The organism is Lentzea albidocapillata subsp. violacea (genome assembly GCF_900100275.1).
GTDB lineage: Bacteria > Actinomycetota > Actinomycetes > Mycobacteriales > Pseudonocardiaceae > Lentzea > Lentzea violacea.
In genome coordinates this window covers 145,960-169,215 of record NZ_FNET01000005.1, presented here as the reverse complement: position 1 = coordinate 169,215, position 23,256 = coordinate 145,960, and the positions used below count along the sequence as shown (strand labels likewise).

At 68.9% G+C, this 23,256-nt stretch carries 21 protein-coding genes; 13 read left to right on the top strand and 8 right to left on the bottom strand.

Annotated elements, in window-relative coordinates:
- Positions 1–158: 158 nt before the first annotated feature.
- Entirely contained in the window at positions 159–1,715 is a 1,557-nt protein-coding gene (locus BLR21_RS13760; protein WP_256334673.1) for an alpha/beta hydrolase, read from the bottom strand.
- 121 nt (positions 1,716–1,836) lie between these two features.
- Here BLR21_RS13760 and BLR21_RS13755 point away from each other — a divergent pair, with 121 nt between their 5' ends.
- From BLR21_RS13755 to fabF, 5 genes are all read left to right on the top strand, one after another.
- Entirely contained in the window at positions 1,837–3,036 is a 1,200-nt protein-coding gene (locus BLR21_RS13755) for a PucR family transcriptional regulator (RefSeq protein WP_090006234.1), read from the top strand.
- Positions 3,037–3,230: 194 nt separating this feature from the next.
- A complete protein-coding gene (locus BLR21_RS13750) occupies positions 3,231–4,160 on the top strand; it encodes an ACP S-malonyltransferase (RefSeq protein WP_090006233.1) in 930 nt (309 codons plus the stop codon).
- Positions 4,157–5,134, top strand: coding sequence for a beta-ketoacyl-ACP synthase III (locus BLR21_RS13745; RefSeq protein ID WP_090006232.1), 978 nt, complete (start codon positions 4,157–4,159; stop codon positions 5,132–5,134). Before BLR21_RS13750 ends, BLR21_RS13745 begins: the two co-directional genes overlap by 4 nt.
- Before the next feature lie 46 nt (positions 5,135–5,180).
- Positions 5,181–5,417, top strand: a complete 237-nt coding sequence (locus BLR21_RS13740) for an acyl carrier protein (RefSeq protein ID WP_030474507.1) — start codon at positions 5,181–5,183, stop codon at positions 5,415–5,417.
- The gene (fabF, locus tag BLR21_RS13735; RefSeq protein WP_090006231.1) at positions 5,414–6,649 is read left to right on the top strand and encodes a beta-ketoacyl-ACP synthase II; all 1,236 of its coding nucleotides are present in this window, start codon (positions 5,414–5,416) and stop codon (positions 6,647–6,649) included. Before BLR21_RS13740 ends, fabF begins: the two co-directional genes overlap by 4 nt.
- A 532-nt stretch (positions 6,650–7,181) precedes the next feature.
- On the opposite strand, the gene BLR21_RS13730 is transcribed toward fabF, so the two are convergent.
- Complete coding sequence (locus BLR21_RS13730) at positions 7,182–7,754, bottom strand: hypothetical protein (protein WP_090006230.1); 573 nt, start codon at positions 7,752–7,754, stop codon at positions 7,182–7,184.
- A gap of 604 nt (positions 7,755–8,358) precedes the next feature.
- Here BLR21_RS13730 and lanKC point away from each other — a divergent pair.
- From lanKC to BLR21_RS13710, 4 genes are all read left to right on the top strand, one after another.
- Positions 8,359–10,923, top strand: coding sequence for a class III lanthionine synthetase LanKC (gene lanKC, locus BLR21_RS13725; protein WP_090006229.1), 2,565 nt, complete (start codon positions 8,359–8,361; stop codon positions 10,921–10,923).
- A gap of 29 nt (positions 10,924–10,952) precedes the next feature.
- A complete protein-coding gene (locus tag BLR21_RS13720) occupies positions 10,953–11,114 on the top strand; it encodes a SapB/AmfS family lanthipeptide (RefSeq protein ID WP_090006228.1) in 162 nt (53 codons plus the stop codon).
- A 144-nt stretch (positions 11,115–11,258) separates the two neighbouring features.
- Positions 11,259–12,875, top strand: coding sequence for an ABC transporter ATP-binding protein (locus BLR21_RS13715; protein ID WP_090006227.1), 1,617 nt, complete (start codon positions 11,259–11,261; stop codon positions 12,873–12,875).
- Positions 12,875–14,593: an ABC transporter ATP-binding protein gene (locus tag BLR21_RS13710; protein WP_090006465.1), complete on the top strand. Its 1,719-nt coding sequence runs from the start codon at positions 12,875–12,877 to the stop codon at positions 14,591–14,593. Before BLR21_RS13715 ends, BLR21_RS13710 begins: the two co-directional genes overlap by 1 nt.
- An 18-nt stretch (positions 14,594–14,611) precedes the next feature.
- Here the strand turns inward: BLR21_RS13710 and BLR21_RS13705 are convergent, their stop codons facing one another.
- Positions 14,612–15,115 carry a DUF3145 domain-containing protein gene (locus tag BLR21_RS13705; protein WP_030474501.1) on the bottom strand — a complete coding sequence of 168 codons (504 nt, stop codon included), beginning with the start codon at positions 15,113–15,115 and terminating at the stop codon, positions 14,612–14,614.
- A 200-nt stretch (positions 15,116–15,315) separates the two neighbouring features.
- Positions 15,316–16,656, bottom strand: a complete 1,341-nt coding sequence (locus BLR21_RS13700; RefSeq protein WP_090006226.1) for a S8 family peptidase — start codon at positions 16,654–16,656, stop codon at positions 15,316–15,318.
- A gap of 144 nt (positions 16,657–16,800) precedes the next feature.
- On the opposite strand from BLR21_RS13700, the gene BLR21_RS13695 reads away from it, so the two are divergent.
- Genes BLR21_RS13695 through BLR21_RS13685 form a run of 3 tightly spaced genes read left to right on the top strand, consistent with a single transcriptional unit; the run spans position 16,801 to position 19,786 of the window.
- Entirely contained in the window at positions 16,801–18,036 is a 1,236-nt protein-coding gene (locus BLR21_RS13695) for a hypothetical protein (protein ID WP_090006225.1), read from the top strand.
- Between the two features lie 13 nt (positions 18,037–18,049).
- Positions 18,050–18,409, top strand: a complete 360-nt coding sequence (locus tag BLR21_RS13690) for a VOC family protein (RefSeq protein WP_090006224.1) — start codon at positions 18,050–18,052, stop codon at positions 18,407–18,409.
- Positions 18,410–18,430: 21 nt separating this feature from the next.
- A complete protein-coding gene (locus BLR21_RS13685) occupies positions 18,431–19,786 on the top strand; it encodes a dihydrolipoyl dehydrogenase family protein (protein ID WP_090006464.1) in 1,356 nt (451 codons plus the stop codon).
- A 76-nt stretch (positions 19,787–19,862) separates the two neighbouring features.
- On the opposite strand, the gene BLR21_RS13680 is transcribed toward BLR21_RS13685, so the two are convergent.
- From BLR21_RS13680 to BLR21_RS42480, 4 genes are all read right to left on the bottom strand, one after another.
- Positions 19,863–21,029, bottom strand: coding sequence for an RNA-guided endonuclease InsQ/TnpB family protein (locus tag BLR21_RS13680; protein ID WP_218130867.1), 1,167 nt, complete (start codon positions 21,027–21,029; stop codon positions 19,863–19,865).
- A 67-nt stretch (positions 21,030–21,096) separates the two neighbouring features.
- Positions 21,097–21,723 carry a TetR/AcrR family transcriptional regulator gene (locus tag BLR21_RS13675; RefSeq protein WP_090006223.1) on the bottom strand — a complete coding sequence of 209 codons (627 nt, stop codon included), beginning with the start codon at positions 21,721–21,723 and terminating at the stop codon, positions 21,097–21,099.
- A gap of 94 nt (positions 21,724–21,817) precedes the next feature.
- The gene (locus BLR21_RS13670; protein ID WP_090006222.1) at positions 21,818–22,036 is read right to left on the bottom strand and encodes a DUF6343 family protein; all 219 of its coding nucleotides are present in this window, start codon (positions 22,034–22,036) and stop codon (positions 21,818–21,820) included.
- A 1-nt stretch (position 22,037) separates the two neighbouring features.
- Positions 22,038–22,640: a hypothetical protein gene (locus tag BLR21_RS42480; protein WP_176929622.1), complete on the bottom strand. Its 603-nt coding sequence runs from the start codon at positions 22,638–22,640 to the stop codon at positions 22,038–22,040.
- A 136-nt stretch (positions 22,641–22,776) separates the two neighbouring features.
- Here BLR21_RS42480 and BLR21_RS42475 point away from each other — a divergent pair, with 136 nt between their 5' ends.
- The gene (locus BLR21_RS42475) at positions 22,777–23,205 is read left to right on the top strand and encodes a MarR family winged helix-turn-helix transcriptional regulator (RefSeq protein ID WP_030474493.1); all 429 of its coding nucleotides are present in this window, start codon (positions 22,777–22,779) and stop codon (positions 23,203–23,205) included.
- Positions 23,206–23,256: the final 51 nt, after the last annotated feature.

Below are 23,256 nucleotides of genomic sequence, written 5' to 3'. Positions count from 1 at the left end.
TCGTTTCGTGGATCACACCGCTCCACAACTTCGACACTGCTACACGAAAGGGTGGCTGACGTGGATATTCGTCGCAATACAGTCCAGAGTGGAACTACCGGTGGGGACCGGGGAGAGGGAAGCGCCCGCCACGCTCTGTGGTGGGCGCTTCCACATTTCTAGGGCCTTGCGGAGAAGCCGCGGCCGTCCAGATAGGCCTGGATGCCCTCCGGTGACAACGTCGGCGCGGCGCCTCCCTGGCCGTCCTTCGGCACCTCGGGCCGGGGGTCGCCGGTGCACTCGGAACTGCTGCCGGGCAGCGCCCCGTCGACCAGGTACCGGTTGACCCTGTCGTCGACGCACTTGTTGCCACCGTTGTAGAGGCCGTGCTTGCCCTCGTCGGTGACGGTGATGAGGTTGTGCCCGAGCCGCTGCGCCATCGCCGGCCCGCTCGCGTACTGGGTCTGCGTGTCACCCTCGGACTGCACGACGACGCCGATCGGGTAGCCGTTGCGCACGATCCTGACCGGCGGCTCCGGCGGCGTGAACGAGCGGAACGTGCAGGTCATGGGCGCGGCCCGGACGATGCCGAAGCCGTACGGGTAGCGCTCGCGGAACATCCGCATGTCCTCGTAGTAGTTGTGCAGGTCGGTCGGCCAGTCCGACTCGCAGGTGACGGTGTCGAAGACGCCCGACCGCAGTTCGTTCAGACCGGTCCTCGCGAGCACCTGCCCGGCCTTGGCGCCTTCGGCGTTCGCCGGCGTCTCCCCCGACCGCAGCTTCGTCACGATCGACGCCAGGTCCGACCACAGTGGACGGTAGCGGGCACCGACGCCCATCGCGCCGTCGAAGGAGGAGCGGTTGTGCTCGCCGACCGGCATCGCGTGCAGCTTCGCGGCGACCTTCTCGACCTCGGCCAGCACCTCGTCACGCGACTTGCCCAGCCCGAACTTCTCGTTGCGCTCCCCCACCCACGACGCCCACATCTCGACGTCCTTGCGGTAGGCGACGGCCTGCTGGCGGAACTGCTCGTGCCAGATCCACTCCGGGTGCACGGCCGAGTCGAGCACGCTGCGGTCGAGCCGGCTCGGGAACAACGTCCCGTACACCGCGCCCAGGTACGTGCCGTACGAGTAACCCAGGTAGTTGATCTTCTGCTCGCCCAGCACGGCGCGCACGACGTCCATGTCCCGCGCGGTGTTCGCGGTGCTGATGAACGGCCGGATCCCGCCACCGGACTTCTGGCAGGCCTCCTCGGCCTCGCGTGCCTCGGCCGCCCACTTGCCGAACTCGCTGTCCGCGGGCCGCGACTCCGGCGCGGCGATCGCGGGCACGGTGCGGCAGTTCAGCGCCGTCGAACCGCCGACGCCACGCGGGTCGATGCCGATCACGTCGTGGACCTGGGCGAGTTCGGACTTCCCGAGGAACAGCGGCAGTCCGAGACCTGACCCACCAGGTCCACCCGGATTGGTGAACAGCACGCCACGACGGCGATCGGCCGCCACGGCCTTCTTGCGGCTGATCGTCAGGTTGATCCTGTCGCCGGCCGGTTTGGCGTAGTCGAGCGGCGCGAGGAGCGTCGCGCATTCCAGCTCGGCGAGCTTTCCCTCGCACGGCGCCCAGGTGACCGCCTGGGAGTGGAACTCGGCGAGCGGATCGGGTGGATCAGCGGAGGCGGTCGTGCTCGTGGTCAGCAGAGCGACGACCCCTAGGGCGAGTGCCGGGAACCTACGCAAGACGAAACCTCCGCGCCGGACGAACATGACCTCTGCTGCCCGAAGGTATGGCGGTTCAATCAGGTACATGGGTTCTGTCACCCATCCCGGTGATGTCCGCCCGAACGCCTAAGCTGCGGGTATGACCAGCAGCAAGGCGAAGGAGGAGCACCCGCCGACGCTCTCCGCCCGCACCATGCGCAAGATCGAACGCGCATCGGGCTCGCTCGCGACCGCCAGCGTGGCCGAGATGGAGCGGCGCCTGCCGTGGTTCGCGCGGATGCCCGCCGACCAGCGTGCGAGCGTCCTGCTGCTGATCCAGAACGGCGTGGCCGGGTTCGTGGAGTGGCTGCACGACCGGCAGCAGGCGATCCGGCTGACCGCGGACGCGTTCCGCAGTGCCCCCAAGGACATCTCCCGCTGGGTCAGCCTGCGCCAGACCGTCGAGCTGGTCCGGATAGCGCTGGAGCTGTTCGAGGAGCAGATGCCGCTGATGGCGGCGAACGAGGCGGAGCGCGCGCTGCTGATGGAGGGCGTGCTGCGGTACGGGCGGGAGATCGCCTTCTCGGCCGCCACCTCCTACGCGGCGGCCGCCGAGGCGCGCGGTGCCTGGGACGCGCGGCTGGAAGCGCTGGTCGTGGACGGTGTCGTGCGTGGCGACCCGGAGGAGTCGCTGCTGTCCCGTGCCGCCGCGCTCGGCTGGGACCCGGCGCTGGAGGCGACGGTCCTGGTCGGCAAACCCGGCGGCGAGGACCCGCCCGCGATCATCTACTCGGTGCGCAGCAAGGCGGCCCGCGCGGGCCGTCCGGTGCTGCTGTCCGTGCAGGGCTCACGGCTGGTGGTCGTGCTCGGCGGCCCGACGGAGACCGGCGAGGACGTGCTGGGCCGCATCTCCGAGGGGTTCGGCGAGGGCCCGGTCGTGGCAGGGCCCACCGTGGCCAGCCTCGCCGAGGCCCATCGCAGTGCGAGCGACGCGCTGAGCGGGCTGCGTGCCGTGGTGGGCTGGCCCGCCGCCCCGCGCCCCGTCCGCTCGCTCGACCTGCTGCCGGAACGGGCGCTGGCCGGCGATCCGGAGGCCGAGTGGCAGCTCGTCGACAGGGTCGCCCGGCCGCTGGAGGACGCGGGCGGCGCGCTGCTGGAGACCGTGGACGCCTTCCTGGAGGTCGGTGGCGTGCTGGAGACGTGCGCGAAAAGACTCTTCGTGCACCCGAACACGGTCAGATATCGCCTTCGGCGTGTTCAGGAAATGACGGGAAGAAATGCACATGACGCTCGAGACGCACTTGTGCTTCGCGTCGCATTGTCTGTAGGACGCCTGGCGCGGTCCCGTGGCCTGTGGTAGCGAGCGGCCTGTGACGGACTTCGCACACATCCGTTAGGGTGAGGGCCAAACGACCCTCCACCGCCCTGAGCTGGGCTTACGTCGCGGAGCGTTCCCCTGACCGACACTTTTGTAGGGTCTCTACAAATACGATCGCAGTACTTCGTTCTTCCCAGCATGGGGTACCGGTGGGTTCACCAGCTTTAGTAATCGACGTGATCGCACTCCTCGCGCCCGGACAAGGGTCCCAGACGCCCGGCATGCTCGCCCCCTGGCTCGAACTGGAGGGGGCCGAGAAGCAGGTGCGCACGTGGTCGGAGATCACGGGCCTGGACCTGGTGCGTCTCGGCACCACCGCGGAGGCCGACGAGATCGTCGACACCGCGATCACCCAGCCACTCGTCGTGGCTCTCGCCGTACTCGCGTTCGGTGAGCTGCGCCGCCGCGTCGAACTGCCCTCCGCCGTGATCGTCGGCGGTCACTCGGTCGGCGAACTCGCCGCCGCCGCGGTCGCGGGCGTCATCAGCGCCGACGACGCCGTCGCGCTGGCCGCCGTGCGCGGTGCCGCGATGGCACAGGCGTGCGCCCTGGAGCCGACCGGCATGGCCGCGGTACTCGGCGGCGACGAGCCGGAGGTGCTCGCCCGCCTGGAGGAGCTCGGTCTCGTGCCCGCCAACCGCAACGGCGCGGGCCAGATCGTCGCGGCCGGTCCGCACCCCGCGCTCGACGAGCTCGCGGCGAACCCGCCGGGCCCGGCGAAGATCCGCAAGCTCGCGGTCGCGGGCGCGTTCCACACCAGGTACATGGCGCCCGCGGAAGACGCGGTGCGCGCACGTGCCGCCGAAGTCGCCACGCACGACCCGTCGCTGCCGCTGGTGTCCAACAAGGACGGTCAGGTCGTCACCGAGGGCGCCGAGGTGCTGCGGCGCCTGGTCTCCCAGGTCACGAGCCCCGTTCGCTGGGACCTCTGCCAGGCCACCTTCGTCGAGAAGGGCATCGCCGGCTCGATCGAGCTGCCGCCCGCCGGCGTGCTGACGGGTCTCGCCAAGCGTGCGATGAAGGGCACCGCGACCCTCGCCCTGAAGACGCCCGACCAGCTGGAGAAGGTCACGGAGCTCTTCGACGCCGTGGGAGCCACTCAGTGACGACCTTCCGGGCCCCGCAGGCAGTCGCGGGGAGCCGCATCCTCGGACTCGGCAGCTACCAGCCCGAGACCGTGGTGAGCAACCACGACCTCGCCCAGCGCATGGACACCTCGGACGAGTGGATCCGCGAGCGGGTCGGCATCGTCAACCGGCGGGTGGCGGCGAAGGACGAGGGCGTCGTCGACATGTCCGTCATCGCGGGCACCAAGGCGATCGAGGACGCGGGCCTCACGCCCGCCGACATCGGCGGCGTGATCGTGGCGACGTGCACCATGCCGTCGACCATCCCGAACGCCGCAGCTCAGGTCGCCACCAGGATCGGCATCCAGGCCGCGGCCGCGTTCGACCTGAACGCCGCGTGCGCGGGCTTCTGCTACGCCGTCGCGACCGCGGCGGACATCGTCCGCGGCGGCTCGGTGCGCAACTTCCTCGTCATCGGCGCGGAGAAGCTCACCGACTGGACCCACCAGGACGACCGCTCGACCGCGATCATCTTCGCGGACGGCGCGGGTGCCGTCGTGGTCGGCGCCGGCGACACGAACGAGATCGGCCCCGTCGCCTGGGGCTCGGACGGCTCGATGTCCGAGGTCATCAGGATCGACGACCGCGACTCGTTCATCCACCAGGAGGGCCAGACGGTCTTCCGGTGGGCGACCACGCAGGTCGCGCCGGTCGCGATCCGCGCAGCCGAACTCGCAGGGGTCGAACTGTCCGATGTGGACGTTTTCGCCCCGCACCAGGCGAACCTCAGGATCATCGAGGCGATCGCCAAGCGCCTGCGCAAGAATGGTGCGCGCGAGGACCTGAAGGTCGCTCGAGACATCGTCGAATCCGGCAACACCTCCTCGGCCTCGATCCCCATGGCGCTGGACCACATGCGGTCGGCGGGCGAGATCTCCTCCGGAGACGTGGTGCTGATGGTCGGTTTCGGCGCGGGCCTGTCCTACGCGGGACAGGTGGTCCGGTGCCCATGAGTACCACCCAGAGTTTTTCCATCGTTTCAATCGAAAGGGAACTTCAGTGAGCGAGAACGTCCTGTCCGGCCTTGCCGAGATCGTCGAAGAGGTCGCCGGCGTTGCCGCCGACGACGTCACCGCTGACAAGTCCTTCGTGGACGACCTCGACATCGACTCGCTGTCGATGGTCGAGATCGCCGTCCAGGCGGAGGACAAGTTCGGCGTGAAGATCCCGGACGACGAGCTGGCCAACCTCAAGACCGTTGGTGACGCGGTGAACTACATCACCAGCAACAAGTGACTTCGGGCATCGAGGTCGTCATCACCGGGCTGGGTGCCACCACCCCGCTCGGTGGTGATGTCACGTCCACCTGGGACGCCCTTCTGGCCGGCAAGAGCGGGGTTCGCCCCATGACCCACGACTGGGTCGAGAAGTACGACCTGCCGGTCAAGATCGCGTCGCAGCTCGTGGTGGACCCGACCGAGGTGCTCCCCCGAGTAGAGGCACGCCGCCTGGACCGCTCCGAGCAGGTCGCCATCGTCGCGTCCCGCCAGGCGTGGTCCGACGCGGGCCACGACGACGACACCGTCGACCGCCAGCGCCTAGCCGTGATCATCGGCACGGGCATCGGCGGCGCGATCACCCTGCTCACCCAGGACGACATCCTGGAACAGCACGGCCTGCGCAAGGTGTCGCCGCTGACCGTCCCGATGCTGATGCCGAACGGCCCGGCCGCGCACGTGGGCCTGGAACTGAAGGCACAGGCGGGCGTGCACGCCCCGGTCTCCGCCTGCGCGTCAGGCGCGGAAGCCATCGCGTGGGCCTACCGCATGATCATGTCCGGCGAAGCCGACGTGGTCGTCGCAGGCGGCGCGGAAGCGTGCATCACGGCCATCCCGGTGGCGGGCTTCTCGCAGGCCCGCACCATGAGCACCCGCAACGACGAGCCGGAGAAGGCCTCGCGCCCGTTCGACACGGGCCGCGACGGCTTCGTCCTCGGCGAGGGCGCGGGCATCATGGTCCTGGAACGCCGCGAGTTCGCAGAAGCCCGCGGCGCTCGCATCTACGGCCGCCTCGCAGGCATCGGCACCTCGGCCGACGGCTACCACATCACGGCCCCGGACCCCGAGGGCGTGGGCCAGTCACGCGCCATCGCCGCCGCCCTGCGCTCCGGCGGCATCGACCCGTCCGACGTGGGCCACGTGAACTGCCACGCCACCTCCACCCCGGTAGGCGACGTCGCGGAAACCGTGGCAATCCGCAAGGCGATCGGCGACCACCCGGTCCTGACCGCCCCGAAGGGCGCACTGGGCCACCTGCTGGGAGCAGCAGGAGCGGTCGAGGCAATCGTGACCGTCCTGTCCATCCGCGACGGCATCGTTCCCCAGACGCTCAACCTGGAGAACCTCGACCCGGCCGTCACGCTGGACGTGGTGGCAGGCGAACCACGCAAGATCAAGCTGGAAGCGGCGGTGAACGACTCGTTCGGGTTCGGCGGCCACAACGTGGCCCTGGCCTTCACCCCGGCCTAAGCACCACAGCACGGCCACAAGGCCCTGGTCCGCAACGCGGACCAGGGCCTTGTGCTTGCCCGCCAAGGGCTGGGGCTGTGGCTGGGGCTGGGAGAAGCAGCGCGCGCCCCGGTCACGCCTGATCGCACGCGACGCCGTAGGCGAGCCGTCCTTACCGCGCGGCATGGGTGGGGTGGTCCCGTCACGAGTCGCACCTCAGCCCTTGCTGCATCTGAAGGGATGGGTCAAGTCGACACGCTCTTCGTCGGGTTGACCCATCCCTTCAGATGTGGCCCGCTCGGGTGCGGCTCGTGACGGGACCACCCCACCACCGCACCCCTCTAAGCAACGCAACTCCGCCCAAAGCAACAGGCGTGCCATCAACCCACGCATGGCGCGGGCCGGTCTTTGATCAGATTGTGGGGGGTCTGGGGGGCGGAGTCCCCCAGGAAACAGCGCAACCACACGCCCGCAACGCAACCACCTACGAACAAGAAACAGGAACCCGCCAACGAAACAGGGGGACGCCCCACCCAACAGGCGCGTCAACGCCTCAGCACTTCTCCATCTGAGGGTTCCGGTTCTCCGGCGCCTCATCCACCTTCAACGCCCCACCCTCCCAAACCAGCACATAAACCACCCGCCACCGAATACACCCCTCAGGCAAGGCAGGCGGAGCCTTCGCAACGTCCTGAGTGGACACAAACGAGATCAACACCCGCAACCGCCGCCCCACCACATCCGACTCGACCCGCTGCACCACCACCCCGCCATCCCGCGTGGTCTCGTAAGCAGCGATCCAGCCGGCCTCAGGCGTGGACGAAACCCGCCGAGCCGACACCACCTCACGCCACCCGGCGAAATCCAGCGAGTTGATCGAGTCGAAGTAGGCCTGCAGCACACGCTGCACGGCGGTCCGGTCGGGGTGTGTGAACGAGTCCGGGCTCAGCCGGACCTCCGAGGACCCGGGCAACGGCCCCGCGACCGACGAGGACGGAACGGCCGGCGCTCCCTGGGCCTCTGCTGGGCGCGAGTACACGGTCCTGCCCACCATCCCGGCCGCCACCGCGGCGCCGGTGATCACGACCACGGCCGGCACCAGCCAGCGGCTTGCCACGCTCCCCACGCTCGCAAGCCTAGCCGCACGACACGCGAGCAGTGACGGCCGCTCACAAAACGTGTCCCGTTACATCGAAACACAAAATTTCACTCGAACGATTACATCACACTAGGATTTAGCGAGTTGGATGTAGCAAGACAATGTTTGCTACACAAGAGGCGAGCACCAATCTAATCCTACGAATGAGTGCCAATGGGTGACTCCACACCGCCGTTCGGCCGTATCAAACACGCAATAGCAGCCAAATACGGCTTCACTCGGAAAGAGCAGTCGACACAGCGCGTACACGGCGTTTGCATCCACCTGACTATACGTCGAGCTTCACTTGGAATAGCGCAGCTCAGCGGCACGCAAGATCAGGAACGTCGCAGTGCCGTTTAGCGGGACCACGACACATCCTCGTCCAGGCACATCCGAGCAAACATCTCAACCGGGTGAGATGGGCCCAAACCTCATCACGGCAAGTCACATACGCGCCGGTAACCAGGGGTCTTTCGGACACGAACGGGGTACCCATATGACTCGAACGGCGGATTCCCCATAGGCGCGTGATTGTGCGGGAATATGCGGCGTCAAAGAAAACGAAAACGAGTCAGGGAGGGGAATTTCGGTGGACCTCAGATACGAGGCGTACTGCTTCGCCGATCGGCAGTTCTACGATCTGCAGAGCAGCACCGAAAGCACCCCCAAGGACGACTTTTCGACCGAACTCCCCGCGCTCCCACCCGACTGGACTACGGTTGAGCGCAACGTGTGGCGGCACCACCACCCGTCCGGGGTGCAGCTTCCCGACCAAGGGTGGAAGATCCACGTTTCCGCCGGCCTCGACAACGCCGGCCAGGTACTGAAGGCCACTTTCGACTACTGCGTCGAACGGCGAATTCCGTTCAAGTACCTGCAGACGATCTCGATCGTGCTGGCCCGCAACTCGAAGTACGCGCCGCGGGACGGCAGCGGCAAGCTGATCACGATCTACCCGACGGACACCGAGCAGCTCGAGACGATCTGCACCGAGCTGGCGCGGGTGCTCGACGGCGAGCACGGGGCGTACATCCTGAGCGACCTGCGCTTCGGCAAGGGGCCGCTGTACGTGCGCTACGGCGGGTTCGCCGAGCAGTGGCTCGAGGTCGACGGGCAGCAGGTGCTCGCGATCGCGAGGCCGGACGGCGAGCTGGTCGCGGACAGGCGCAAGCCGGTGTTCAGCCTGCCCGAGTGGATCGAGCTGCCCGCCTTCCTGAAGCCGCACCTGGACGAGCGCAACGGCGGCGACCCCGAGAAGTTCCCGTACCGGATCAAGAGCTCACTGCACTTCTCCAACGGCGGTGGCGTCTACCTCGCGACGCGCAAGAGTGACGGCAAGGAGGTCGTGCTCAAGGAGGCGCGGCCGCACGCCGGGCTCGACCGCGAGGGTCGTGACGCCGTGGCGAGGCTGGAGCTCGAGCACGAGATCCTCACGAAGCTGCACGGTGTCGACGGTGTTCCCGAGGTGTACGACCGCTTCACGGAGTGGGAGCACCTGTTCGTGGCCATGGAGTTCATGCCGGGGCGTTCGCTCGGGCAGTGGCTCGGCCACAACTACCCGTTGACGCACCGGGACACCACCGACGAGCTCCTCCGGAGCTACCGCGTCCGGGCCGAAGCGCTCATCGCCAAGGTCGAGGACCTGGTGGCGCGGGTGCACGAACGCGGTGTCGTGTTCGGCGACCTGCACACGATGAACATCCTGGTCGGCGAGGACGACGAGGTCTCGCTCATCGACTTCGAGCTGTCGTCGACCATCGAGGACGTGCACCGGCCGACGCTCGGCGCGCCGGGGTTCCAGGCGCCGAAGGACCGCGAGGGCTTCGACATCGACGCCTACCCGCTGGCCGCGCTCAAGCTGTGGATCTTCATGCCGCTCAACGCGGTGCTGGAGCTCGCGCCGGCCAAGCTGCGCCAGCACGTGCACGTCGTCGCGGAGCGGTTCGGGCTGAGCGAGGACTACCAGCGGCAGATCCTCGACGTGCTCACGCCGCGCGTCGACCCGCCGGCCGATCCCGCGTTCACCGCGTTCGACGACGAGCACCCGGACTGGACGGTCGTGCGCAAGGAGATCGCCACGGCGATCCTGCACAGCGCGACCCCGCACAGGAAAGACCGCCTGTTCCCCGGCGACATCGAGCAGTTCGAGACCGGGGGCGCGGGCTTCGGCCACGGCGCCGCGGGCGTGCTGCACGCACTCGCGGAGAGCGGCGAGGGCCGTTACCCCGAACACGAGGACTGGCTGATCAGGTCGGTCCGCACCGACCCGCCGAAGCAACCCGGCTTCTTCGTCGGCGCGCACGGCATCGCCTACGTGCTCGAGAACTTCGGCCACCACGACGTCGCCACCGAGCTCGTCGAGAGCTACGTCCCGCTCGTCCGCACCACCCGGGACCACGGGCTCAGCGCCGGCCTGTCCGGCATCGGCCTCAACCTGCTGCACTTCGCGGAGTCGCGCGGCGACCAGAACTTCGTCGCACAGGCCGAGGAACTGGCCGGACGGCTCGCGAGGCAGCTGAAGCAGGCGCCACCGCCCGGCGACAAGGCGAAGGCCGGTCTGCTGCACGGCTGGTCGGGTCCAGCGTTGTTCTTCCTGCGCATGTTCGAGCACACCGCGCAGCAGCACTGGCTGGACCTGTCCGAACAGGCGCTCGAACGCGACCTGGCCGAGACGATGGTCGCGCTGGACGGATCGCTGCAGGTGCGCGACGGCACGTTCCGCAGCCTGCCGTACGTCGGCATCGGCGGCGCGGGAATCGCGTTGGTGCTCACGGAGTTCGCGAAGGTCGCGCCGGAACGTCCCTGCGTGGCAAAGCTTCCCGAGCTGCTCGGCGGCTGCACCGGCGAGTTCGTCATCCAGCCCGCGTTCACGCTGGGCAGGGCGGGACTGATGGCCACGCTGGCGCACGCGACCAGGCACCGGCCGGACGAGCGCCTCGAACGCTCCGTGCGGCAGCACCTCAAGGCACTCGGCTGGCACGCGGTGCGCTACGGCGGAGGGCTCGCCTTCCCCGGTGTGCAGCTGCGCCGGCTCTCCATGGACCTCAACACCGGCGGCGCGGGCGTTCTGCTCGCCATCGCCTCCACAGTGGACGAACGTCCACCACTCCCCTTCCTCGGAAGGGCCCAGGCCCCGGTCCTCGTGGACCGGTAGCAAGAGATCCTCGAAACTAGGAGACAGTCATGGGCTTCATCCTCGACATGCAGGACCTCGAGACCCCCGAGGCACCGAGCAACGCGATGGCGTCGGGCCACGGCGGCGGTGGCGGCGGCTCCACGACCGCGTCCAACGCGTCGCTGCTGCTCCCGTGCTCGCACAGCACCGTCAGCCTGCTCGCCTGCTGACCTGCGCCTCAACTGAAACACCGCGGTGAGTGAGCGGCATAGGCGAAGTATGCCGCTCACCCGCCGACTGCAGGGCCCGGCAGCCGGCCAGCTGTCGGGCCCTGCCTCATGATGCGCCCTCGTGACCCTCCGGAGGAACAGCCGATGGCCAAACCCGGTGACGCCCTGCTGTTCTCCGTCGTCCGCCGCGACCACCGCCCGTGGTTGCTGATGCTCAACGCCGCGGTCGCCACGACCGGTGGCCTGCTGCTCCCCGCCGCACTCGCCGACGCCGTCGACATGGCACTGAGCGGTACGTTCGTGCTGTTCACCGTGGTGTGGCTGCTTTTGCTGGCGGCGACCGAGATCATCGGGGACGCGATCGGCATCGTGCTCGCCGCGAGCACCACGAGCCGTGCCACGGCGTGGCTGCGCCGCAAGCTCTCCAGGAAGCTCCTCGACCTCGGTCACCCCTCCCCGTTCGCCGCCGGTGACACGGTGAGCCGGGTGACGGGTGACTGCGGCAACGCGGGCGGCGTCGCGGTCACGCTGATCACGCTGGTCGTCACCGCCGTGTCCTCGGCGGGCGCCGTCGTCGCGCTGGCGTTGCTGGACTGGCGGCTCGCGGCGGTGTTCGTGGTGAGCGTCCCGCTGGCGGGTCTGCTGATCCGCACCCACATGCGGATGACCGCCGACGACGTGCTGACCTACCAGGAAGTGTCCGGTGAGGTGTCCGCACGGCTGCTCGACTCGGTGTCCGGTCTGCGCACGATCGCGTCCGCCGGCATCGCCGACCGCGAGACGGACCGCGTGCTGGAGCCGCTCCCCCGGCTCGCCGCGGCCGGCGCCGGCATGTGGCGCACCCAGGCCAGAATGATGTGGCGGGCAGGGCTGCTGCTGCCCGCCGTCGAGGTCGCGGTGCTCACCGCCGCCGGTTTCGGTGTCATGGAAGGCAGGCTGAGCACCGGTGACGTGCTCGCCGCCCTCGGCTACTCGGCGCTCGGCATGGGCATCGTCGGCCAGATGACCCAGCTGACCGTCCTCGAACGGACCCGCGCGTCCGCCTCCAGGATTGTCGAAGTCCTCGACACCAAGGCAGCGAAACGCCCTGCTCCCCAGCGTTCCAACGGCGTCATCGAACTGCGGGGCGTCAGCGTCGGCGAAGCCCTGCGCGACGTGGACCTGATGATCCCGGCCGGCACGTTCGCCGCGATCGTCGGCAGCTCCGGCGCGGGCAAGTCGACGCTGGCGGCGGTGCTCGGCGGACTGTCCGCTGTGGACGCGGGGGTGGTGGCCGGCCACGACTCGGTCGGGTACGCGTTCGAACGCCCCGCGTTGCTGGGCGCCACGATCGGCCGTTCGATCGCCTATGGAACGGACGCGGACGAGATCCAGGTCAGGGACGCGGCCGTCGCCGCCCAGGTGCACGACGTGCTGATCCGTCTCCCGCAGGGCTACGAGACACCGGTCGCCGACGCCCCGCTGTCCGGCGGTGAGGCGCAACGGATCGGCCTCGCCCGCGCGATCATCAGGGATCCGGACGTGCTCGTGCTCGACGACGCCACCGCGAGTCTGGACACCGTGACCGAGGCCAAAGTGGACAAGGCGCTCACCACGGCACTGCCCGGCCGGACCCGCGTCGTCGTGACGCACCGCCCGGCGACGGCCGCGAGAGCAGACCTCGTGGTGTGGCTGGAAGGCGGCCGCATCAGGGGCACCGGCACCCACCAGGAGCTGTGGAACGACGAGGACTACCGAGCCGTGTTCACCGGAGGCGAGTGATGCGTTTCTACCTCTCGACGCTGGCGGGACATCGCAGAGGCGTGCTGATCCTGCTCGGCTGGTCCCTGCTCGAGGGCATTCCCGCGTTCTTCGGCGGCAGGTTCGTCGGCACGGCCGTCGACCAGGGCTTCGCGGCGGGGGACCCGCTGGCCGGCGTGCTGTGGCTGCTCGCGTTCGCCGCTTTCGCGGTGGTGGGCGCACTGGGGCAGCGGCAGGTGTTCGCCCGGCTCGGCTCCGTCGTCGAACCGATGCGCGACGCCCTGGTCACGCGGGTCGTGAACGGCGTGCTGAACGACCCGACGCACCGCCGCACGCCGGACGCCAGCGCCGTCGCCATGATCACCCGGCACGTCGAGGTGGTCCGCGACGCCACCGCGGGCGTTCTGGTGCAGGCCCGTGCCCTTCTGGTCACGACGCTCGCCGCGCTCATCGGTGTCGCGACCACGGCCGCCGCGCTGATCTGGCTGGTCGTGCTCCCGATCGTGGCCGCGCTGGTCCTTTTCGGCCTGATGCTCCCCTCGCTGGCCAAACGGCAACGCGACGCCGTGATGGCGGACGAACACACGGCGGAAGCGTCCGGTGCGGTGCTGACCGGCCTGCGTGACGTCGCCGCCTGCGACGCGGCAGCAGAGGCTTACGGGGACGTCGCGAGGCAGATCGACCTGCAGGCCAGGGCCACGATCACCGTCGCGTGGGCGAACTCGTTGCGCGCCACGGTGATCGCCCTGGGCGGCTTCGCGCCCATCGCCCTGCTGGTCGCGTTCGCTCCCCCGCTCGTCGCGTCCGGCCGGCTCACGACGGGTGCGGTCCTGGCGGCCGTCGTCTACCTGACCAACAGCGTGAACCCCGCGCTGCACGGCCTGGCCCGCACCACCAGCACGGTCGTGATGCGACTGATGGTCGCACTCAAACGACTTCAGGAGGCGGCGCCACGCACCGACCAGGACGTGGGCACCGAGATCCCGTCCAACGGCGAGTTCGTGCTGCGCGACGTCACGTTCGGCTGGAGCCCGGACGCGGAACCGGTGGTGCGCGGCCTGTCGCTCGACCTGCGTCCCGGCGACCACCTGGCCGTGGTCGGCCCGTCCGGCATCGGCAAGTCCACAATGGCCAGTCTGCTCACCGGCCTGATGGCACCGGACAACGGCTCCGTCCTCTTCGGCGGCGCGCCCATCGACCGGGTGACGCCGACGGTCCGGCACCACGCGATCGCACTGATTCCGCAGGAGACCTACCTGTTCACCGGCACTGTGCGGGAGAACCTCACGCTTCTCGCGCCGTGGGCGACCGACGAGGACCTCGTCGAAGCGGCGAAAAAGGTTGGCGCCAAACCACTTCTGGACAGGATCGGCGGGCTGGACGCGGCTCTCGGCCACGGTGGGGAAGGACTTTCCGCTGGTGAGGCGCAGCTCCTGGCGCTCGCGCGGGTCTACGTCACGTCCGCGAGCGTCGTCATCCTCGACGAGGCGACGTCACATCTGGATCCCGCCGCCGAGGCCCGGGTCGAACGGGCTTTCGCGCGCCGGAACGGAATTCTCGTGGTGATCGCGCACCGGCTGAGCTCGGCGTTGCGCGCGAACCGGGTGCTGGTCATGGACGGCGGCAGGCCGTTGCTCGGCACTCACGAGCACCTGCTCAAAACCTCCGCGCTCTACGGGCAGCTCATGCTGGCCTGGGACCCCACGCACCGAGAAGAAACCCCGCTGCCCAAACGGTGAGCGGGGTCCACTCAGGACTCATCCGACGCGGTGCAGCCATGTCACCGGAGCGCCGTCGCCCGCGCGACGGAACGGTTCCAGCGCGTCGTCCCACGCGGCACCGAGCAGTTCGTCGACGCCGTGCGCGAAGGACTCACCGCCACGAGCACGCACCGCGAGTGAACGCAGCTGGTCCTCGTTGACGACGATGTCGCCGTTGGCCGAGGTTCTGGCGTGCCAGAGCCCCAGAACGGGCGCGAAGCAGAAACGCTCGCCGTCCTGACCTGAGGACGGTTCTTCGGTCACCTCGAACCGGAGCATGGGCCACGCGCGCAGCGCAGCCACGAGTTTGGCGCCGGTGCCGGCGTCTCCGGTCCATGCGCATTCGGCGCGCAACTGGCCTGGTGCCGCTGGTTGCGCTGCCCACCTGAGGTCTACCCGGACACCGAGGGTGCCCGAGATCGCCCACTCGACGTGCGGACAGACCGCAGACGGCGACGAGTGGACGTAAACCACGCCACTGGTGCTGCCACGGGTGCTCACTGCTGACCTCCGCTACTCGACGAGGGACGTCTTCCCCTACGCCTTTGCCGAGTGTGAGGTGATCACCGTGAAACCCGTTCGCTGCATTCTGCCTCGACTGGAGGCATGTCCGCCATAAGAACCAGCTCGATCATCACCCGACCGGGGCAGATACAGGTCTTAAGTCCCGATCTCCCGGCCGAGTGATGCCTGATCGTGATCTACAGAGCGTTTACCGCGGCAACCACGTCGACTAGACCCGTGCCCTTGTCGAACGACGAGGTGTAGGGGCCTGCCGGCTGGTAGCCGGTGCCGTACTTGTACGCCGTCGACTTCAACGCCCGCTCGATGTCGGCGGGGGTCGCGGAGGGCTTGGCCTGGAACAGCTGTGCGACGATCCCGGCGATGTGCGGGGCCGCCATCGACGTGCCGCTGATCGTGTTGAACGTGCCGAGGTCGAGCAGTCCGGGACCGTTCTGCGGCTGCAGGCCGGTCGCGCAGATCGGCAGGTAGAGCCGGCAGGACGAGGTGATGTTCTCGCCCGGCGCCGAGATGTCCGGCCACGTCGCGGAGTTCGTGGCGAGACCGCGCGACGAGTAGTCGGACACGGCTCCGTCACGGGTACCGGTCTCCTGGTCGTTGTAGGAGGCCACCGAGATCACGCCGGGCGTGGGATCGATACCGGGCGGGTTGGACAGGTTCGCTGAACCATCGCCGCCGTCGTTGCCGTTCGCCCACACCACGACGACGCCTTCGGCCACGAGCTGACGTTGCAGCTTGACAGTGACCGACTCCGGGTCGAACGCACCGCCACCAGATGGACCATAGGAGTTGTTGATCACCTTGATCGGCGGGCACGTGGAGGCCGGCACACCGGCGCCGCACGGGGCCCGGTGGTTCTCCAGCACCCAGTTCAGCGCCGCGTCGGCGCCGAGGATGAGGATCGCCGCGCCGGTCGAGATCACGACGCCCTTCGCGCCCGGCGCCGCGCCGCGGATCACCGGTCCACCGGTGATCTGCACGTCACCGCCGATCGCGATGCCGGTGACGTGCGTGCCGTGGCCGCCCAGCGACGTCGTGTCGGTGTCGAGGAAGTTCGGCACCGGCACGATGCAGTTCGTCTGCGTCGAGCCGTCCAGGCACAGGCTCTTCAGGTTGCGCACGATCCGGCCGCCGAACGACGGGTGCGTCGGGTCGACACCCGAGTCGATCACCGCGACCGACACGCCCGCGCCGGTGAGCCCGAGGCTGTTGCGGGCGTCCAGACCGCGGGTGGCGGTGTGCGAGGTCGAGCCGAGGAACCTGATCGGTTTCTGGACCTCGACGCGCGTCACGCCCGCCTTGGCCCTGGCGGAGGAGATCTGCGCGGAGTCGCCCCGCGCGGCTACAACGCCGATCTTGCGGAAGCTCGTGAGCTTCTGCAGACCGGCTGCCTCGACCGCCTGTTCCGCGGCGGCGATGTCGGCTCCGTGGACGTAGACCGTGGAGGCCGGTGCGGCCGTCGCGACAGGGGATGCGACAGCCACCAGCAGTACGGCGAGCGATGCAGCGCGTTTGTACATGAACCCTCCGTGAAAATTTGGCAGGCAATCCCTCTAACGAGTGATCCACTTATCGGTGACGGGCATCACCGAATGACTCGATCGGCTGCGTTTGGGCCACCCCGGACCGCTACGGTGTCCCCCCGTGCGGAAAGGTAGGGACTCGTGCGGCTGATCCGTCTGGGCGCTGAACCCTCGGCCATTGGGGCGGACGTCCGTGCCGCCCTCACGGCGTGGGGCGCGGGTACCGGTGTTCTGGGTGGTATCGCGCTGATCGGCGTCCAACCGCCTGACTGCCCCATGCCGCTGGACGCGATCGTCGTGCTGCCCAAGGGCGTTCTCGTGATCGTCGGCGTCGACCTGCCCGATCCCGGGGTGAAGCTCGAGGCACCGCTCGGCGGCCAGTGGAAGATCGACGGCTGGCCGCTCGTCGCCAAGGACGGCACGGCGAACCCGGCGACGGAGGCCGTGGCGGCGGCGACCGCGGTGGCGCAGCGGATCCAGGCGATGCGCGCGGAACCGCTCCCGGTCAGCACGGTCGTGGCGGTCGGCCCGTTCGTGGGCCAGGTCGTGCAGCCGACGGTCGACCTCAACCGCGGTGTGCGGGTGCTGCACCCCAAACCGTCCACTGTGCTCAGTGCGGCCCGCGAACTCGCGACGTCGACGGTGCCCTGCACGGCGGACCACGCGGCGAAGCTCTTCGCGATCCTGCAGAACACCGGCTCGCCGCCGGACGCGAAGGCGTTCATCGCGGAGGGTTTCAGCGACGCGGTCTCCCCCGACCTCGCGGCCGCCAGCACGATGCTGATCCCCAAGGCCCAGCTACGCCAGGCGATCGGTCGCAAACGCTTGCCAGGCAAGCTGACCTGGCCCTATCTCGCGGGAGCCGCGCTGCTCGCGCTCCTCCTCGTGGTCTGGCTCGTGGTGGCGCTGCCCAGCGACGACAAGCCGGCCGACGCGACGCCCGCGCCGACCTCGGCGCAACCCACGACGATCGTCGTGGACGGCACGACGTTCGTGCCGAAGGAGATGAAGAAGGACCAGGAGTGCAAGGCGCAGGCGTTCGGCGACGTGAAGGCGTGGCTGATCGCGAACGACTGCGGCGTGCTGCTGCGCGCCACGTACGAGACGACGCTGCAGGGCAAGCCGGTGACGGTGATGGTCGCGGACATGGACCTGTACGACGCCCCCAGCGCCAAGTCGTTGCACGCGGTCGTCGCGCTGCCGGGGTCCGGCGGCGTGCACGGGCTGGACGGCAAGCCGCTGGAGCGCGCGGCGTTCGCGAACGGCACCAAGGGCAGCCACGTGACGCTGGCGTTCGCGGTGTGGTCCGGCGGTGCGGGCGACCCGTCGCTCGACCCGATCGCCAAGCAGGCGTTGCGGCTGCCCACCACCCGGTAGCAAGGTGGAGGGCATGGTCGGACAACTTCGTTCTGTCGTACTTGACTGCCCGAATCCCTCCGAGCTCGCGTCGTTCTACGAGAAGCTGCTCGGCGCCGAACGCCTTCCCGGCGACGACGAGACCTGGGTCGTGATCGTCGCGAACGGCACGCGGCTCGCGTTCCAGCTCGCCCCCGAATACCAGCCGCCGACGTTCCCCGATCCGCACGGCTCGCAGCAGTTCCATCTCGACGTGCTGGTCGAGGACATCGAGGAGGCCGAGCCGAAGGCGCTGGCGCTCGGCGCCCGGCTGGTGCAGAAGGACAACGACGACACGTTCAGGGTCTACGCGGACCCGGTGGGGCACACGTTCTGTCTCGTGTGGCTTTCTTGATCGAGGCCTAATGTGGGCGCCATGGACTTCGACGTCATCGTCATCGGTGGTGGCCCCGTAGGTGAGAACGTGGCCTGGCGGACGGCCGCCGGAGGCCTGTCCACCGCCATGATCGAGAAGGAACTGGTCGGCGGCGAGTGCTCGTACTGGGCATGCATGCCTTCCAAGGCGTTGCTGCGACCCGGTCACGCGCTTGCGGCCGCCCGGCGCGTGCAGGGCGTGAACGCGGGTTCGCTGGACGCGAAGGAGGTGCTCGCGCGGCGCACGGGCTTCACCTCCGACTGGGACGACGCGGGCCAGGTCAAGTGGGCCGAGTCGGAGAACATCCACGTCATCCGCGGCGACGGTGAGGTCACCGGCGAGCGCGAGGTCACCGTGGGCGGAGAGGTCCACCGCGCGCGTCAGGCCGTCGTGGTGTGCACCGGCAGCGTGCCGAAGATGCCGCCGCTGGAAGGCCTCGCCGGCACTCCGGTGTGGACTTCGCGCGAAGCCACGTCGGCGCGGGAGGTGCCGGAGTCGCTCGTCGTGCTCGGCGGCGGCGTCGTCGGTGTCGAGATGGCGCAGGCGTGGGCACGGCTGGGTTCGCAGGTGAAGCTGGTGGTATCGGGCGACCGGCCGCTGCCGAAGTTCGAGGAGTTCGTCGGCCCGCTGGTCGTGGAGGGCCTGCGGGAGGACGGCGTCGAGGTGCTGCTCAACGGGCGTGCCTCGTCGATCAGGCCGGGCGAGCTGACGTTGCAGGACGGCCGGGTCGTGCGGGGCTCGGAGATCCTCGTCGCCACCGGCCGGGTGCCCGCCACCAAGGACGGCAAGCCGCTGAGCACCGACGACTCCGGCCTGGTGTCCGGTGTGGACGGACGCTGGCTGTACGCCGCCGGTGACGTCACCGGCCGGGCGTTGCTGACGCACCAGGGCAAGTACCAGGCCAGGGCGGCCGGCACGGCGATCCTGGAGCGGTCCCGCGGGTTCGAGCCGAAGCAGTGGTCGGCCGGGCAGGCCTGGGCGGACCACGTGGCGGTGCCGCAGGTCGTGTTCACCGACCCCGAGGTGGCGTTCGTCGGGCACACCGCGGCGCAGGCACGGGCGGCCGGGCGTGACGTCAGGGTCGTCGACCTGGACATCGCGGTAGCCGGATCGTCACTGCACGCGGACGGGTACCAGGGCAAGACGCGGATGGTCGTGGACGAGCGCACGCGGACGCTGGTCGGCGTCACGTTCGTCGGTCAGGACGTCGCCGAACTGCTGCACTCGGCGACCGTCGCGATCGTCGGAGAGGTCACCGTGGACCGGTTGTGGCACGCGGTGCCCTCGTACCCGACGATCAGCGAGGTCTGGCTGCGGCTGCTCGAGTCCTACGGGCTGTCAACTTCTCGGCCCTGAAGGCCGAGCGTGATGCTCGGGCCTTCAAGCCGAGTCGCGTTCTCCGTGCGCCACTGGGTGTGGCGTGCGGGCCGCATCAACCCGTCGCCTGTACGGCGGCGGGTTCGGGTGCGTTGACGTGTACCCACGCCGACCGTGCCCGGTTTCGGACGTTCACGGCGGCGACGACGTCGGCGGGTCCAGCGAGACCGCACCGGCGACAACAGAAGGTGTCCCTGGTGGGACGGTTGGAACGAGACGTGTGCTTGCAGCGCGGGCACATCTGCGAGGTGTAGTGCGCGTCCACGACGAGCACGGGCACACCGGCGCGGCGGGCTTTGTAGCGGATGTGTGCTTCGAGCTGGTGAAACGGCCAGGAGCTGTGGGTGGCTCGCTGGTGCCGGGCAACCGTGACCCGGTCGCGGATACCGCTCAGATCTTCGAGCGCGATCCCGCGACCGGTGCGTTCGGCAACAGCCACAATCTGCTTGGCGATCTTGTGGTTGACGTGCGTCGAGTGCCGCTGCTCGCGACGCGCTCGTTTCTTGAGCCGCCGGGTCGCCGACTTCGTTCGCCTGGCCTGCAACTCGGTGCGGACGCGGGCGTGCCAGCGTCGGTAGCGGCCCAGCCCGCGGCCCTGGAAGTTGTCCGCGTCGCTGGTGGTCGCGAGGTTCACGATCCCCCGGTCCACGCCGAGCCAGTCGACCGGCTCGAACAGTGGCTCCTCGGGCATCTCACAGGTCGCGATCAGCAACCACACGCCGTCGCGGCACACCAGATCACTCTCGCCCTTGCGGTACTCACGCAGGGTCTTGAGCTGGTCTGGAGAACCCGCGAACCGCACGTCCTTCATCCGGCCCGCCGTGGTCCAGATCGACACCGTGCCCGCGTCGTGGTTCCACGACAGGCACCGGTCGTCGAACGGCTGCCCCGCGTCCGGCCGGAACACGATCGGTTTCGACTCGGCCTTCACCCGGCGCTTCGAGCCAGGCCTGCCCAGGTTCCCGGCCCGGATGGTCGCGTGCAGCGCGGCGTAGGCGTCCGCGACTTTCTTGATCACGTGCTGGGCTGCCTGCGCGCCCAGACCGCGGGCCTTCAACTCCGCGTAGGTGTGCTTGCGCAACGCGTACTCACGGAACACCCCGTGCTCGAACGCGATCCGCGACACCCAGTCCGCGGACTCGTTGCAGCCGTGCAGAGTCGCCGCCAACGCGGACACCTGCACGGCATCCAGCAACAGCTTCACCTGCACAACGATCTTCACAAAGGAGACCGTACAGCGGCCTGGGTCACCTCAAAGGGGTCGAAACCGGACATTCGCAGGGGCCCTCCTACGGACTCTGAACCGGGTCCTGAGGTCGTTCCAGCACGGCCCCGAGCATGCCGGCGAGCAGCTCGTTCGCCGTGCCGACCACGTACGCGCGGTCGGCCTCGCCGACTCGTTCGGCGAGCTTGAACAGCGCGTCCGCGGTCTGCACGGCGATCCGGAACGTCAGCATCACCGGGGCGTCGCCGTGGGCGCCGAACCGGTTGACGAACATCTCGGCCAGCCGTTCGGCCATCAGTTCGTACTGGTCGACGCTGGAGTCGAGGCGGTGGCTGTCCAGCATGTCGCTGAACCGCACCCGCCCGAAGCCGGGCACGTCGTGCAGCATCCGCAGGTACACCGCGACGACCTGCGTCATGGCCTCGCGCCACGTGTCCGCGATCAGATCCGCGGTGAACAGCTCCTCCACCTCGCGGAGATAGGTCTCCATACCGCGAAGTGCCAGCGTGTGCACAACGGATCTTTTGTCGGGAAAGTACTGATAGAAGGAACCAATGGGCACTCCGGCCACATCGACGATGCGAGCCGTGGTGATGTCGTCGTAGTCGTATTCGTTCAGCAGGCCCGCGCAAGCGTCCAGGATCGCGGAAACGGTTGCCGCGCCGCGCTGTTGCACAGGCTGCCGACGCATCACCCTGGCTAACCTGCCTTTTGCCGGATCTTCATGCACGCCGACATCTTTATCCATAAGCGCGCTTGAGCCCAAGCACAGGTTCCGGCAGGTTTCAGCCTGGGTCTCCACGGCGTTTGCGGTGAACCACCCAGCCGAAGTCCACCAGGCAGACGACGGCGAGTAGTAAAAGCACGACGCCGAGCCAGACGATGTCGGCTCGCAGCGCCAGCCACCCGGCCACCGAGTTGAAGACGAGGCCGAATCCGGCCAGCCACAACCGCAGGGTCAGCGCACTGCGCGGAGGCGCGGGGGGAGGCAGGTAGTCGCTCACCTCATCCGGTTTCCCGCAGCAGCCGCGTCTCAACCGGCCTGAGCCGCCGCGGCGGTTTCGTCACATAGGGGTGAACGAGACGCGTCAGGGCCAGGCCAGGAGCGATCAGCGGGACCACGGCGGTCAGCACGGCGGCGGTGATGCCGGCCCGCACGACGTCCGCGGGCATGACGGCGACGCGGTCGACGACGAACGCGCGCCGCCCGGTGATCGACACGGCCGCCAGGACGAGCAGGAACACGACCATGCTGAGGATCGCCCGCCGCACCGCCTGCTCGTACCCTGCGGCTTCTCCCGCGACCAGCACCGCGAACCACCCGGCGAGAGCGGGCAGCTGCCCTCGTTCGGTGGTGGCCGCCCAGCTCAGGCCGCCCAGCGTGGCGAGCCAGACGAGGACGCCGGCCCGTTGCCGAGCCCATAGGGATGCCGAATCGAGGGGAATGCCGGTCCAGGCCAGCAGGCCGAGCGGACTGGGGGGATCGTCGGCGAGCTGGCCGAGCACCCAGGCCAGGGTCCACGCGGACAGCGGCACGGCCAGGACGAGTTGCCACCGAGGCCGGCGCACCACGCACTGGGCGAGCTGGACGATCTCCGCACGCGTCATACCCCCACCTTGCCGCCCCCTGGTGGTTTGCGGAGAAACGTCACCCCAACGCTCACCCTGTCGGACCTCGTCCGGGCACCTTCATCACGCAGCGCAATCCACGATCGGGGGACAGATCTTTCCTAGACTGAGGGACATGAGCATTGATCAGCTTCTGCGTCTTCCCAGCTACCTGATGCTCGGGTTGGTGCGCGAAGCTCGCCGGATCGGACGCTCGGACCTGCGCGGGCCTCACCTGACGGTGCTCGCGTACCTGTCCGAGCAGGAGGCGGTGGCGCAGAAGCGGATCAGCGACCGGGTGCGGATGGATCCGAGCGACCTCGTGTCGGTGCTCGACGACCTGGAGGAGCTCGGGTTCGCGCAGCGCAGACGTGACGAGAGGGACCGGCGCCGGTTCACCGTGTCGATCACCGACGGAGGCAGACGGGCGCTGCGCGAGCGGCTCGAAGCGGCTCGGGCACATGAGGAAGAGCTGCTGGCGCCGTTGACTCCGCACGAGCGCGATACCTTGGCCACACTGCTACGTAAGGCGTACCTGCACCACGCCGATATGCGTGTAGATTAGACAGTCTGCGCTCAGCGACCCAGCGCGGGCAGGACAGTGCGAATCGGAATA

What these genes read in the sequence shown, in the direction of transcription:
- BLR21_RS13755 (WP_090006234.1), top strand. Translation starts at nt 1,837, where the DNA reads ATGACCAGCAGCAAGGCGAAGGAGGAGCACCCGCCGACGCTCTCCGCC.
- BLR21_RS13720 (WP_090006228.1), top strand. Translation starts at nt 10,953, where the DNA reads ATGGGCTTCATCCTCGACATGCAGGACCTCGAGACCCCCGAGGCACCG.
- BLR21_RS13715 (WP_090006227.1), top strand. Translation starts at nt 11,259, where the DNA reads ATGGCCAAACCCGGTGACGCCCTGCTGTTCTCCGTCGTCCGCCGCGAC.
- BLR21_RS13710 (WP_090006465.1), top strand. Translation starts at nt 12,875, where the DNA reads ATGCGTTTCTACCTCTCGACGCTGGCGGGACATCGCAGAGGCGTGCTG.
- BLR21_RS13700 (WP_090006226.1), bottom strand. Translation starts at nt 16,656, where the DNA reads ATGTACAAACGCGCTGCATCGCTCGCCGTACTGCTGGTGGCTGTCGCA.
- BLR21_RS13690 (WP_090006224.1), top strand. Translation starts at nt 18,050, where the DNA reads ATGGTCGGACAACTTCGTTCTGTCGTACTTGACTGCCCGAATCCCTCC.
- BLR21_RS13685 (WP_090006464.1), top strand. Translation starts at nt 18,431, where the DNA reads ATGGACTTCGACGTCATCGTCATCGGTGGTGGCCCCGTAGGTGAGAAC.
- BLR21_RS13675 (WP_090006223.1), bottom strand. Translation starts at nt 21,723, where the DNA reads ATGCGTCGGCAGCCTGTGCAACAGCGCGGCGCGGCAACCGTTTCCGCG.
- BLR21_RS42480 (WP_176929622.1), bottom strand. Translation starts at nt 22,640, where the DNA reads ATGACGCGTGCGGAGATCGTCCAGCTCGCCCAGTGCGTGGTGCGCCGG.
- BLR21_RS42475 (WP_030474493.1), top strand. Translation starts at nt 22,777, where the DNA reads ATGAGCATTGATCAGCTTCTGCGTCTTCCCAGCTACCTGATGCTCGGG.